This window comes from Candidatus Accumulibacter necessarius (assembly GCF_036625085.1).
Genome location: NZ_JAZKUM010000003.1, coordinates 354,107 through 366,861, shown reverse-complemented (window position 1 = coordinate 366,861; position 12,755 = coordinate 354,107). Strand labels below are relative to the sequence as shown.

Genomic DNA, 12,755 nt, shown 5'->3' with positions numbered 1-12,755 from the left:
ATTGACCGTCCCGCAGGCTCCCGACCATGAAACGCAACCGCTTCTCTTCCCGCAAACGCATCTCGGCCGACGCCACCGAGCTGAGCCGTCTGGCCATCGGGCTCGCCGAATCCGGCAGCAAGCTGGAGGACCAGTTCTGGCAGGGTCGTCTGGTTGAACTCGTCAATCGGCTGTTCCAGGATGGCACCGAGGATGACTTCACAGCGCGCTGGACCGCCTGTTCGACGCGCATCCGATGGCGCATGACGATCTCGCCGACATCATCGAGGCGAACGCCGAGTCCACCGTGATCACGCATCAGCGGGCAGGACCTTCGACATTCTGCTGATTGCAACGCCGGTCCTGGCCTGGTCCCGCTTTTCGATCCCGGTGTCGGCGATCCCGAAAAGCACCCTGCAGACGCTCAAAGTCCATCTCGGCGCGCACGTATTCGCTGCCGGCGTGCGCCTGTCGCTTGCCGACTACCTGTACAGCCCGGATCAACTGCCACACAGCTTTGTCGATACCTGGCAACTGATGCGGCAACTGGGAACAGCCGCGCTGGCCGGAACCGATCTCAGCATCGACGCTTCGGCCATGCCCGAGACCAATCGTTTCCTGTCCGATACGCGCTACCTCGTCGGTGCCTCGCCGTGCCGCGTGCAGCCCATCTTCCACTGGAACGAGGCCGACAAGAGCACCCGTGAGACGGTGCTCAAGGAGTGGCTGAGGCAGGGCGGGCCCTGCTTCGAGGCATTGCTCACCGGCTGTGCCTATCAACCCCTGCTGGCTGACGCCTACCACGCCGCCTGCCGGGCGGCCGACAGCGCGTCGCGCCCGTACTCGCTGAATGCCTCGGTGGCATTCCTGCAGAGCGCCCTCGGACTGCACCGGAAAGCCTGCGCGCCGTGATCGGCGCCTTCCACGACCAGCGGCTCGAGGAATACCGGATCGGTTTCGGCCCGACGCGACAGCGACTGATCTTTCATGGTGTCGTCTGGCCCTTGCTTGGCATCGAGGATGAGACCACCGATATCGCCGGCGAGATCGAAACGGCCCTGCGCAAAGCCGGCATCAAGGAAGTGCTCGTCCTCGACCAGCAGTTCCCCTACGAGTTCTGTGACGACTGCGGCGCGCCGCTTTATCCGAATAGCGAAGGCGATACGGTGCACGCCGAGATGCCGGAGCAGAACAACGCGCCATCGCAAACGCTGCACTGAAGCGCCGCCCACCATCGATCATGAGCAATAGCGATTTGCTGCAACGCAGCCTCGCTGCCGTCTGGCACCCGTGCACCCAGATGAAGCAGCACGCGGCGGCGGTCGAGGGCCTGCCGCTGGTGCCGATCGCCCGCGGCAAGGTGTCTGGCTGTACGACTTCGACGGCCGGCGCTACCTCGACGGCATCAGCTCCTGGTGGGTCAACCTGTTCGGCCACTGCAACCCGCGCATCAATGCCGCGCTGCGCGAGCAGCTCGAGGAACTCGAACACGTCATCCTCGCCGGCTTCACGCATCGGCCGGTGGTCGAGCTGTCCGAACGCTGTCGGCGCTGACCGGCGGCGAACTCGGGCATTGCTTCTACGCTTCCGACGGCGCCTCGGCGACCGAAATCGCGCTCAAGATGTCCTTCCACTCCTGGCAGAACCGCGGTCGCCGGGAGAAGCAGGAATTCCTCTGCCTGGCCGGCAGCTATCACGGCGAGACCGTCGGCGCGCTGGCGGTCACCGACGTCGCGCTGTTCAAGGACGCCTACGCGCCGCTGATGCGCCCGGCCAGCACCGTGCCAGCCCGGATGCACGCCTGGCCGGAAGCAGGCGAAAGCGCCGTCGACGTCGCCCGCCGCGCTGCCGCCGCGCTCGAAGCCATCTCGAGCACCATCACGAGCGCCGCGGCGCTGATCGTCGAGCCGCTGATGCAGTGCGCCAGCGGCATGGCGATGTACGATCCGGAATACCTGCGCCTGGCCCGCAGCCTCTGCGACCGCTACGAGGTGCATCTGATCTGCGACGAGATCGCCGTCGGCTGCGGCCGCACCGGCACCTTCTTCGCCCATCAGCAGGCGGCGATCACGCCGGACTTCCTCTGCCTGTCGAAAGGCATCTCCGGCGGCTACCTGCCGCTGTCGATCGTGATGACCACCGACGCGGTCTATGCCGATTTCTACGACGACGCCACCAGCCGCGGCTTTCCTCCACTCGCACTCCTACACCGGCAACGCGCTGGCCTGCCGCGCGGCGCTGGCAACGCTGGACATCTTCGCCGAGGATCAGGTGATCGAGCCAATCGCAGCCTCGCCGGGCACCTCGCTGATTGCCTGCAGCCGCTGGCCGGGCACCCGCAGGTGCGCCACTGCGCCAGCGAGGCATGATCTGCCGCCTTCGACGTTGTCAGCGACGACCCGCAGTTCTCGCGCCGCTTTTACCGGCACGCGCTGGCCAACGAGATCCTGCTGCGACCGATCGGCAATACGGTCTATTTCATGCCGCCCTACGTCATCGGCCGCGAGGAATGCGAGTTTCTCGTCGCGCGCGCGACCGCCGCACTGGAGGCTGCGCTGCGCTCATGATCTGGGAAGAACTGCAAGGCGAACTCGACGCACTGCAGCGCGACGGCCTCAAACGCACGCCGCCGGACCCTCGAACTCCCCTGCGGACCGCAAGCACAGGTTGACGGCCAGCCGCTGATCAGCTTCTGCAGCAACGACTATCTCGGCCTGGCCAACGACCCGGCGCTGGTCGACGCGGCCTGTGCCGGCGCCCGCGTCTGGGGCGTCGGCAGCGGCGCCTCGCATCTGGTCAGCGGCCACCTCGGAGCGCACGCCGCGCTGGAGCAGAAGCTCGCCGAATTCACCGGCTTTGCGCGCGCCCTGCTCTTCTCCACCGGCTACCTGGCCAACCTTGGCATCGTTCCGGCGCTGGTCGGGCGCAACGACGCCGTCTTCGCCGACCGCCTCAACCACGCTTCGCTGATCGACGCCGTGCAACTCTCGCGCGCCGACAGCCAGCGCTACCCGCACGCCGATCTGCCGGCGCTCGAGCGCCTGCTCGCCACCAGCACCGCCCGGCGCAAGCTGATCCTCACCGATGCCGTGTTCAGCATGGACGGCGACCTCGCTCCCCTGCCCGGCCTGCTGGCGCTGGCCGAGCGCTTTGACGCCTGGCTGGTGGTCGACGACGCACATGGTTTCGGCGTGCTCGGCGGCAGGGGCGCGGCAGCCTCGCGCACTTCAACCTGCCAGCGGCCGAGCGCTGGTCTATATGGGCACTCTCGGCAAGGCCGCCGGCGCCGCCGGTGCTTTCGTCGCCGGCAGTGCAACAGTCATCGAGTGGCTGCAGCAGCGCGCCCGCAGCTATATCTTCACCACCGCCAGCAGCCCGATCATCGCCTGCGCGCTGGCTTCCAGCCTTGACCTGATCGCGGCGGGTGACGCACGTCGGCAGCACCTGTGGCAACTCGTCGCCCAATTGCGCGACGGTCTTGCGGCCACGCGCTGGCGCCTGTTGCCCTCGCCAACGGCAATCCAGCCGGTAATCATCGGCGACAACCATGACACCTTGCGGATCGCCGGTGCCCTTTACGCACGCGGCCTCTGGGTGCCGGCCATCCGTCCGCCGACGGTGCCGAAAGGAACGGCGCGCCTGCGCGTCTCGCTGACCGCCGCGCACAGTGAAGCGCAGCTTGCCCGACTGGTCGACGCCCTGCGGGAGCTGGCATGACACGTATCGTCGGAGCGGGTCCGGACCTCGCGCTGATCCACGGCTGGGGGCTGGGCAGCAGCGTCTGGCAACCTCTGATCGCCGCCTTGTCGCGCACCTGGCGAGTCCATCTGGTCGATCTGCCCGGCTACGGCGATTCATCGGCCGGCAGCCCGGATTTCACCCAGGCGGCCCGGGATCTGATCGACGCCCTTCCGGATCCGGTTACCCTTTGCGGCTGGTCGCTCGGTGCGATGCTGGCCATGCGCGCGGCCGTGCTGGCGCCGCAACGGGTTGCCGGCCTGCTGCTGGTTGGCGCCACTGCAAGTTTCACCCAGCGCGGCGACTGGTCTCCGGCGCAGACCCCGCAAGTGCTCGACAGCTTTTCAGACAGCCTGAAGCGTCAGCCGGAACAGACGCTGCAGCGCTTCGTCGCACTGCTTTGCCAGGGCGACCGGCAGGCGCGGGCGCTGACCCGTACCCTGCTCGCCTGCCTGCGCCGCCAGCCGGCGCCCGCGGTCGCCGCGCTGGGCCATGGCCTGGACTGGCTGCGGGAAGTCGATCTGCGTCCGCTGCTGCCGACGTTGACGACGCGCAGCCTGCTGATCCACGGCGAGAATGACCGTCTGAACCCGGTCGCTGCGGCGCAATCCCTGTCAACTACCCTGCCCGATGCCCGCCTGGAGGTCTTCGCCGGTGCCGGGCACGCGCCTTTCCTGACCGACCCCGAACACTTCGTCCAGTTACTGGAGAATTTTTGCCATGCCCGACCTGCCACCTAGACAGCGGGTGCGCGAGTCCTTTGAACGCGCTGCAGCCTCCTATGACGATGCCGCGGTCTTGCAGAGGCAGGTCTGCGAACATCTGCTGGCAGCATTCGATCCGTATCCCGAGCCGACCAGCATCCTCGACGCTGGCTGTGGCACCGGCTATGGCATCCGCCTGCTGCGTGGCCGCTGGCCGGCCGCCCGCATTACCGCGGTAGACTTCGCTCCGGCCATGCTTTCCCTGGCACGTCTCGACGCCGACCTCTGCCTGGCCGCCGACATCGAGGCGCTGCCCTGCCAGAACGCAACGTTCACCACCTGGTGGTCGAATCTGACCGTGCAGTGGTGCGATATCGACAAGGTCCTGCGCGAAGCGCACCGCGTCCTGCGTCCCGAAGGACAACTGGCGTTGAGCACGCTTGGGCCCGAGACCTTCGGCGAACTGCGCGCGGCCTTCACCGGTATCGACGGCCACCGCCACACCCTGACTTTCAGTGAACCGGCCGCGATCGAACAGGCCCTGCAGCGTGCCGGCTTCTCTGCCATCAGGCTGCTTCGCCAGACGATCAGCCTGCACTACCCAGACCTCAGGAACCTTCTACGTTCGATCAAGGACATCGGCGCCAACTCGGTCGGTGAAGGCGCGCGCAGTGGCCTGCTCGGGCGCCAGGCCTGGCAGCGCGTACAGGCGGCCTACGAAGCGCACCGCACGCCCGCCGGCCTGCCCGCGCGCTACGACGTCATTCTGGCCTGCGCGCGCAAATGAAGAACGGTCACGCCTGGTTCATCACGGGTACTGATACCGAGATCGGCAAGACCTTCGTCGCCTGCGCGCTGCTGCACGCCTTGCGCCGAACCGGGCTGAGCGCGCTGGCGATGAAACCGATCGCCGCCGGCTTCGATGAAAACGGTTTCAACGACGACGTCGAGCGCCTGCTCGCCGCCTCGTCAGTCCAGCCACCGCGGGCGCTGGTCAATCCCTACGGCTTCCGCGCCGCGATTGCGCCGCACATCGCCGCCGAGGAGGAAGGCCGGTCCATCGAGCTGGCGCACATCGTCGACGCTTTCGCGCAACTGCAGGCCATGGCCGACGCCGTTCTGGTCGAGGGTGTCGGCGGCTTCTGCGTACCGCTCGGCGCCAGCTGCGACACGGCCGATCTGGCAGCGCTGCTCAAGCTGCCGCTGATCCTGGTGGTTGGCATGCGGCTGGGCTGCATCAACCACGCCCTGCTGACCCAGCAGGCCATCGCGGCGCGCGGGTTGCCACTGGCCGGCTGGGTGGCGAACCGGATTGATCCGGCCATGTCGCGCTTCGCGGAAAACCTCGCCGCCCTTCAGGCGCGACTGCCGGCGCCACTGCTCGGCGTCGTCGAATACGGCATGACGCCCGAGCAGGCAGCGCTGACGCTGCGCCTTCCCGACCAGCCGCTGCCGGCAATCACCCAAATGCGGTTCCCGGGCTGAGAGGCTGCAAAGGGGACCCGTCGATCGCCGGCAGCATCCCCGACCGCTGGCGCCGAGCTCGCTCGCGCCCGTCAGCTACAGCATGTTCTCGAGAAACGCTCGCGTGCGCGCGTGTTCGGGGGAGGAAAACATTTCCCTTGCCGGACGTGCCTCAATGACTTCCCCGCCATCCATGAAGACCACGCGGCTCGCCACCTCGCGCGCAAAGGCCATCTCGTGGGTGACCACCAGCATCGTCATGTGTTCTTCGGCCAGTTCGCGTATCGTCCGCAGCACTTCGCCGGTGAGTTCCGGATCGAGCGCCGAGGTCGGCTCGTCAAAGAGCATGATGTCCGGATCCATGGCCAGCGCGCGGGCAATGGCGACGCGCTGCTTCTGCCCGCCGGAAAGGCGCGAGGGGTAGCTCGCCTGCTTGTCGAGCAGGCCCACCTTGCGCAGCAATCCCTCGGCGACCGGAACGATCTCGGCACGGCGCAGGCCCTTGACCGTGATCGGCGCCTCGATGATGTTCTGCAGCACCGTCAGGTGCGGAAACAGGTTGAAGTGCTGGAAGACCATCCCCATCCGGCGGCAGATGCGCCGGATGTCGGCCTCGGGCGCATAACGGCAGACGGCATCCTTGGCGGAAGACACCAGCGTTTCGCCGGCGATGTCGATGCGTCCACGGTTGATCGTTTCGAGGTGGTTGAGGCAGCGCAGGAAGGTGCTCTTGCCCGAGCCCGACGGGCCGATGATGGCGACCACTTCGCCCTTGCCGACATCCAGGGAAACACCCCGGAGCACTTCCACTGCGGCAAAGCGCTTGTGAACGTCTAGGGCGTGGATCATCGGGCTATCCATCGTAGACCGCATACTTTCTTTCCAGACGCTGGAAGCCCAGCGTGAGGACCAGCGTCATCAGCAGATAGAAGGCGGCGGCAACGATAAAGGGCGTCGTCGTGAAGTCGCGCTGGACGATGCCGCGCGCTGCCCGCAGCAGGTCATTCATCGCCAGCACGTAGATCAGCGACGTATCCTTGACCAGCGTGATCGTCTCGTTGCTCATCGGCGGCAGGATCCGCTTGAGCACCTGCGGCAGGACGATCCGGCGCATCGTTTGTGCGTAGCTCAACCCAAGCACCCGCGCGCCTTCGTACTGACCGCGATCGATCGACTGGATGCCGGCGCGGAAGATCTCGGCGAAGTACGCGGCATAGTTGAGGACGAAGGCGACGATCGCGGCCGGAAAGTCGGGCAGGCGGACGCCGATCACCGGTACGAAGGGCAGGGCAAAGTAGATGAACAGCATCTGCAGCATCAACGGCGTGCCGCGCATCAGCCAGATGTAGCCATTGACCAGGCCGCCGAGGACGGCAAAACCCGAAATCCTGATCAGCGCCAGACCCAGGCCAAGCGGCACGGCGAGCACGAAGGTCAGCAGAAAAACCTGGAGCGTGACCCCCGTGCCCTCGAGCAGGGGGCCCATGATCTCAATCACATAGCTCATGTGCCCGGTCCCGACAGGAAGCGCTTTTCATCGTGGCAGCGACCGGACATGCGGTGGCGAGGTGTCACTTGAACGGCACGCGCTTACTTCTTGATGATGTCCTTGCCGAACCACTTGCTCGAAATCGCCGCGGCCGAACCATCCTTCTTCATCTCGTCGAGCGTCTTCTGCAGCCTGGCCATCAACTCGGTGTCGTCCTTGCGGGTGCCAACGCCGTAGTCTTCGGTCCCGAAGTTTTCCTCGAGGACCCGGTATTCACCCGGCCTCTTGGTCGTGTAGTAGCGACCGACCACCTCATCAACGACCAGCGCGTCGAGCCGGCCCGCGCTCAGATCCATCAGCGCGGTGACATTGTCACCGAACTTCTTCAGTTCCTTTAGCGACTTGGCGGTCGCCGCATCCTTCTCGATGGCGTCGATCGCGCTGCTGCCGTCCTGCACGCCGACCACCTTGCCGGCAAGGTCGGCCTTGACCTTGACCGGCGACTTGTCGGTGACGACGATGATCTGGCGGTTCTCGAGATAGGGCGTGGTGAAGAGGATTTTTTCCTTGCGCGGCTCGGTGATCGTCAACCCGTTCCAGAGCACGTCCACCCGCTTGCTGGTCAGTTCGGCTTCCTTGGCATTCCAGTCAATCGGCTTGAACGTCACCTCGGCGCCGAGCCGCTTGCCGGCTTCCCTGGCGAGATCGATGTCGAAGCCGACCAGCGCGTTCTTCTCGTCGCGGAAACCCATCGGCGGAAAGTTGTCGTCGAGGCCGACGACGATCGCGGCGGCCGGCGCGGCGGCCGCCTTCCCTTCGGGCGCACTTTCCTTCTTGCCGCAACTCGCGACCAGGGCAACAGCCAACACGACGACCGGGAGTATTGCAGTCCTTTTGTTCATCTTTCTTCCTGTCACACCACATGGTTATAAGGGTAAAAACGCTGCCCGACCTGGTCCGGCCCGGCAGTATACCGAATTCGGGGCGACCTCCGGGTCGGAAAATCGGCGAACGCGGCAGCCGCAGCTTCCTGCGCGACGACAGGGCATAGCGCCAAGCGCAGTTCGGCAAGCCGGACCGATCACGAAAACAGGAGCCTTGCTCTGGTCGACCGCGGCGGTGTCCTCTGCTGGTGATTTGTCGGACAATACCGCCACTCCTCGGACTGCCAAACCAGGCGGCGGCGACGAGGGTCCCTGAACCTGGCAAGACAACCAACAAGAACGCAACGGGAGAAGCACCCTGATCGCCAAGACCCCCCTCGGCACCAACGCGGCATGGCGCCACAACCTGCTCAGTCCCTGTCGGGACGGCCGCTGGCAACGCTCCGATCTGCCCATGGAACTGGTTTCGCCAATCACCGGGCATGCCGTTGCGGCAACGACCGCAGCCGTCCAAGCGGACGACACCCTCGCCGAATCGATGGCACGGCACGACACCATCGAACTCATCGAGGTCGACTGACTATGCAATGGATCGCCCCCTCCGAAAAAGACGCCGCCTCCACCTCGCTTGAAAAGCGTCTGTGGGATGCCGCCGACCAGTTCCGCGCCAATTCCGGCCTCAAGGCGCAGGAATACTCCGGCCCCATCCTTGGCCTGATCTTCCTGCGCTTTGCCGAGGTGCGCTTCGCCCTCCAGCGCGCCAGGCTTGAAGGCGCCAGGGCATCGTCAAGCGCGTTTTCCAGGCGAAGCAGCCGAATCGATGAACCCGCCGCCTACCACGCCGAAGGCATCCTCTACCTCGCCCCCGAGGCACGCTTCGACTATCTGCTGATGCTACCCGAGGTCGCCGACATCGGCGCCAGGGTCAACGCCGCGATGCGCGAGATCGAGAAGCACAACCCGCAACTCGCCGGCGTACTGCCCAAGACCTACAACCTGTTCACCAGCACCCTGCTGAAGGAACTGCTCAAGAAGGTCTCCGAGATTCCGGCGACGCTCGACTACGACGCCTTCGGCCGCATCTACGAATACTTCCTCGGCGCCTTCGCCATGACCGAAGGCCAGGGTGGCGGCGAGTTCTACACGCCGAGCAGCATCGTCAAGCTGCTCGCCGAAATCATCGAACCCTTCCATGGCCGAATCCTCGACCCGGCCTGCGGCTCCGGCGGCATGTTCGTGCAGTCAGCGCGCTTCGTCGCCGAGCACCAGAAAAACCCCGCTGCCGAACTCGCCATCTGCGGCGTCGAGAAAACCGACGAAACCGGCCGCCTGTGCCGCCTCAACCTCGCCGTGCATGGGCTGGAAGGCGACATCAAGCACGGCGGCAACATCAACAGCTACTACGACGACCCGCACAGTGCCACCGGATCTTTCGACTTCGTCCTCGCCAATCCGCCCTTCAACGTCAATGCGGTGGACAAGGAACGGCTTGCATACATGGTCGGCGCCGGTCGCCGCTTCCCTTTCGGCCTGCCGCGCACCGACAACGCCAACTACCTGTGGATACAGCTTTTCTACTCGGCGCTCAATGCCAAGGGCCGCGCCGGCTTCGTCATGGCCAACTCGGCGTCCGATGCGCGCTCGTCCGAGCAGGAACTGCGGCAGAAGCTGATCGAAGCGCGGGCCGTCGATGTCATGGTCGCCGTCGGCCCCAACATGTTCTACACCGTCACCCTGCCCTGCACGCTGTGGTTCCTCGACAAGGGCAAGGCCCGATCCAAACACGCGAAACGCGCCGACACCGTGCTCTTCATCGACGCCCGCCACATCTACCGGCAGGTCGACCGCGCCCACCGCGACTGGACGCCGGCGCAGATCGGCTTCATCGCCAACCTGGTCCGCCTCTATCGCGGCGAGGCGCTCGACACCACTGTCGGCGGTGACGAGACGGCGGCTAAGCTCGGCGAAATCTTCCCTCCCCTTCAAGGGGAGGGCCAGGGAGGGGATGGGTTGGTCTATCGTGACGTTCCCGGTCTGTGCAAGGCGGCGACGCTCGCCGAGATCGCAGCCCAGGGCTGGTCGCTCAACCCCGGCCGCTACGTCGGCGTCGCGCCGGGCGAGGAAGTGAGCGACGAGGACTTCAAGGAACAGCTCGAAACCCTGAACGAGGAACTGGAATCGCTGAACGCCCAGGCGCTGGAGTTGCAAGCCCGTATCGCGCAAAATGTCGCATCGCTACTGACCTGATTCACGGAGGAAAACCATGAGTGCCGCCATCGAAGCCAGCATCATCGAACATCTCCACCGACTGGATGACCAGCGCCAGGCCCAAGTCCTCGACTTCGTGGAGTACCTCGCGAGCAAATCAAGGACGGCGTCGCCGGCAGTCGCCTGGCCTCAAATCGATCCGTCGCGCGATCTGGCCAAATTCATCCAGGCACCACAGAAGTGTCCGCAGGAATTCGACCCGATGCGCTACAGCGGCACCGTCCAGTGGCCGGTCGATGGCCTTGCCTATCAGGAAGCCATACGCCAGGAATGGGAATGAGGGCGGTATTCGACACCAATGCAGTGATCTACCTGCAAAAGGGACTGCTTTGCCAGCCGCTGCCGCCGGGTGAATACTTCATCTCCGTCATCACGGAACTGGAACTCCTGTCCTTTCAGGGTCTCGACGCCGCCCAGCAGACCTGGCTCGAAGCCTTCCTGGCCGATATCGGCATCGTCGAACTCGACGGGCCGGTCAAACAACACACCGTACGATTGCGCCGCGAGCATCGCCTGCGCCTGCCCGATGCCATCATCGCCGCCAGCGCGTTGGCCTGTGACGCCACCTTGCTGACCAACGACCAGCGGTTACTGGCGCTCCCCGGCGTGCGCTGCCAGCCGCTTGAAGTCCGGCATGAGTGATTTGCCGGGTATCGCCGAGGCATGGCATCGGGAAGCCCTGCGCCGCGCCGAAGAACTTGACCTCGGACTGGTGGATACGGTTTCCGCCGAAGAGGTGCGTTGTGCGGTGCGAAAGCTTTTGGCGCGCCCGGTTGGACTGACGCCGGAGCCGGCCATCACCGCGAGTGGGGCGGAGATTCTGGAGCCGTGAGGATAGCAAGCAATTGGCCAACAGCAAAACTTGGCGATGTTATCGACTTGTTCGATTCTCAACGCGTGCCGCTGAACAGTCGGCAACGACAGGAGCGGCAGGGCAAATTTCCCTACTACGGTGCACAAGGGGTCATTGACCATATCGACGGCTATATCTTCGACGGTCGCTACATCCTTGTTGCGGAAGACGGTGAGAATCTTAACAGCAAGAATCTCCCACTTGCACTCTTCGCCGCCGGGAAGTTTTGGGTCAACAATCACGCCCACATCCTACGTGGGAAGCCCAACATCGCAGACGACACGTTCCTTCTCGCATGTCTAAATAATGCCGACATCAAGCCGTTTGTAACCGGCGCGGCTCAGCCGAAGTTATCTCAGGGAAACATGCGGCTGATTGAAATCCCATTCCCCCCGCTACCCGTCCAGCAACGCATCGCGGGCATCCTGTCGGCCTACGACGAACTCATCGAGAACAGCCAGCGGCGCATCAAGATTCTCGAGTCGATGGCCCGCGCCCTATATCGCGAGTGGTTCGTCCACTTCCGCTTCCCCGGCCACGAAAGCCACCCCCGCGTCGCTTCCCCCCTCGGCCAGATTCCGCAGGGGTGGGAGGTCACAACCTTTGGCGAGCTTTACAACACCGGCTCAGGCGGCACGCCAAGTCGGGCGCGCCCTGAGTATTTTGAGAGCGGCACAATTGATTGGGTCAAGAGCCAAGAGTTGCTCGACGGGTTCGTGCTATCAACCGAGGAGCACATCACCGAACGCGCGCTGAAGGAATCTTCTGCCAAACTCTTTCCAGCGAACGCAGTGTTGATTGCGCTCTACGGTGCAACCATCGGCAAGCTGGCGATTCTTTCGCGCGCAGCAGCAACCAACCAAGCGTGCTGCGCGGTTCTTCCGAAGCATTCGGCGTTTGGGCGCGAGTTTGCGTTTCTAACGCTGCTCCTGAATCGGGAGCGAATCATTGGCCTACGACTTGGCGCAGCCCAACAGAACATCAGCCAAGTGCTGTTGCGGAATTTCGAATGTTTGAAACCTGCTGATGAGCTTGTGCTCTGTTTCTCAGATCAGACCGCACCGTTCTTCAATCAAATTCTCACGCTCCAGCGCCAAATCCAAAACCTCCGCCGCACCCGCGACCTGCTGCTGCCGCGCCTGCTTTCCGGGCAGGTTGCGGTCGACGCGCTTTCCGGGGCGATTTCCGCTTCGCCGGTCGCCGCGTCCTGCGGCGCTGCGGGGGCGATGGGGCCGGGGTCTTGAAGCCGTCCCGCGGCAATGACATTCCTACTAATCTGTTGCTGTTTTAGTAGACATCCACTCGGCACGGCCACCCCACCGCCATTGCCAACAACGCGCCATGCGCCTATATTCGCTATTCGCGAATAGCGAATA

13 protein-coding genes and 4 pseudogenes are annotated in these 12,755 nt (G+C 64.6%); 14 read left to right on the top strand and 3 right to left on the bottom strand.

From position 1 onward, the window contains the following. Positions 1-26: 26 nt before the first annotated feature. From V5B44_RS09925 to bioD, 8 genes and pseudogenes are all read left to right on the top strand, one after another. A pseudogene (locus V5B44_RS09925) lies at positions 27-182 on the top strand (DUF2863 family protein); the annotation flags it as partial. Positions 183-235: 53 nt separating this feature from the next. Further along, positions 236-328 (top strand): hypothetical protein, encoded by a 93-nt coding sequence (locus V5B44_RS09920; protein WP_332358888.1) that lies wholly within the window; start codon positions 236-238, stop codon positions 326-328. Beyond that, positions 319-1,199 (top strand): annotated as a pseudogene (locus tag V5B44_RS09915) (DUF2863 family protein). Before V5B44_RS09920 ends, V5B44_RS09915 begins: the two are co-directional and overlap by 10 nt. A gap of 20 nt (positions 1,200-1,219) precedes the next feature. Next, positions 1,220-2,546 (top strand): annotated as a pseudogene (gene bioA, locus V5B44_RS09905) (adenosylmethionine--8-amino-7-oxononanoate transaminase). Next, positions 2,543-3,696, top strand: a pseudogene (gene bioF / locus V5B44_RS09900) (8-amino-7-oxononanoate synthase). Before bioA ends, bioF begins: the two co-directional pseudogenes overlap by 4 nt. Then, positions 3,693-4,457 carry a pimeloyl-ACP methyl ester esterase BioH gene (gene bioH / locus V5B44_RS09895; RefSeq protein ID WP_332358886.1) on the top strand — a complete coding sequence of 255 codons (765 nt, stop codon included), beginning with the start codon at positions 3,693-3,695 and terminating at the stop codon, positions 4,455-4,457. The pseudogene bioF and the gene bioH overlap by 4 nt, the downstream one beginning before the upstream one ends. Beyond that, positions 4,438-5,208: a malonyl-ACP O-methyltransferase BioC gene (gene bioC / locus V5B44_RS09890; RefSeq protein ID WP_332358885.1), complete on the top strand. Its 771-nt coding sequence runs from the start codon at positions 4,438-4,440 to the stop codon at positions 5,206-5,208. The genes bioH and bioC overlap by 20 nt, the downstream gene beginning before the upstream one ends. Then, entirely contained in the window at positions 5,205-5,906 is a 702-nt protein-coding gene (bioD, locus tag V5B44_RS09885) for a dethiobiotin synthase (protein ID WP_332358884.1), read from the top strand. Before bioC ends, bioD begins: the two co-directional genes overlap by 4 nt. 75 nt (positions 5,907-5,981) lie before the next feature. On the opposite strand, the gene V5B44_RS09880 is transcribed toward bioD, so the two are convergent. The 3 genes from V5B44_RS09880 to V5B44_RS09870 form a co-directional block, all read right to left on the bottom strand. Continuing rightward, positions 5,982-6,734 (bottom strand): amino acid ABC transporter ATP-binding protein, encoded by a 753-nt coding sequence (locus V5B44_RS09880; RefSeq protein WP_332358883.1) that lies wholly within the window; start codon positions 6,732-6,734, stop codon positions 5,982-5,984. 4 nt (positions 6,735-6,738) lie between these two features. Beyond that, positions 6,739-7,392 (bottom strand): amino acid ABC transporter permease, encoded by a 654-nt coding sequence (locus V5B44_RS09875; RefSeq protein WP_332358882.1) that lies wholly within the window; start codon positions 7,390-7,392, stop codon positions 6,739-6,741. An 83-nt stretch (positions 7,393-7,475) separates the two neighbouring features. Then, entirely contained in the window at positions 7,476-8,276 is an 801-nt protein-coding gene (locus V5B44_RS09870; protein WP_332358881.1) for an amino acid ABC transporter substrate-binding protein, read from the bottom strand. 436 nt (positions 8,277-8,712) lie between these two features. Here V5B44_RS09870 and V5B44_RS09865 point away from each other — a divergent pair, with 436 nt between their 5' ends. The 6 genes from V5B44_RS09865 to V5B44_RS09840 are packed head-to-tail and all read left to right on the top strand — an operon-like array spanning position 8,713 to position 12,623. Next, entirely contained in the window at positions 8,713-8,838 is a 126-nt protein-coding gene (locus V5B44_RS09865; protein ID WP_332358880.1) for a hypothetical protein, read from the top strand. A gap of 2 nt (positions 8,839-8,840) precedes the next feature. Further along, entirely contained in the window at positions 8,841-10,505 is a 1,665-nt protein-coding gene (locus tag V5B44_RS09860) for a type I restriction-modification system subunit M (protein ID WP_332358879.1), read from the top strand. A gap of 16 nt (positions 10,506-10,521) precedes the next feature. Further along, positions 10,522-10,806, top strand: coding sequence for a hypothetical protein (locus tag V5B44_RS09855; protein ID WP_332358878.1), 285 nt, complete (start codon positions 10,522-10,524; stop codon positions 10,804-10,806). Beyond that, a complete protein-coding gene (locus V5B44_RS09850; protein ID WP_332358877.1) occupies positions 10,803-11,168 on the top strand; it encodes a type II toxin-antitoxin system VapC family toxin in 366 nt (121 codons plus the stop codon). The genes V5B44_RS09855 and V5B44_RS09850 overlap by 4 nt, the downstream gene beginning before the upstream one ends. After that, the gene (locus V5B44_RS09845) at positions 11,161-11,358 is read left to right on the top strand and encodes a hypothetical protein (RefSeq protein ID WP_332358876.1); all 198 of its coding nucleotides are present in this window, start codon (positions 11,161-11,163) and stop codon (positions 11,356-11,358) included. Before V5B44_RS09850 ends, V5B44_RS09845 begins: the two co-directional genes overlap by 8 nt. Then, positions 11,355-12,623, top strand: coding sequence for a restriction endonuclease subunit S (locus V5B44_RS09840; protein WP_332358875.1), 1,269 nt, complete (start codon positions 11,355-11,357; stop codon positions 12,621-12,623). The genes V5B44_RS09845 and V5B44_RS09840 overlap by 4 nt, the downstream gene beginning before the upstream one ends. Positions 12,624-12,755 lie beyond the last annotated feature (132 nt).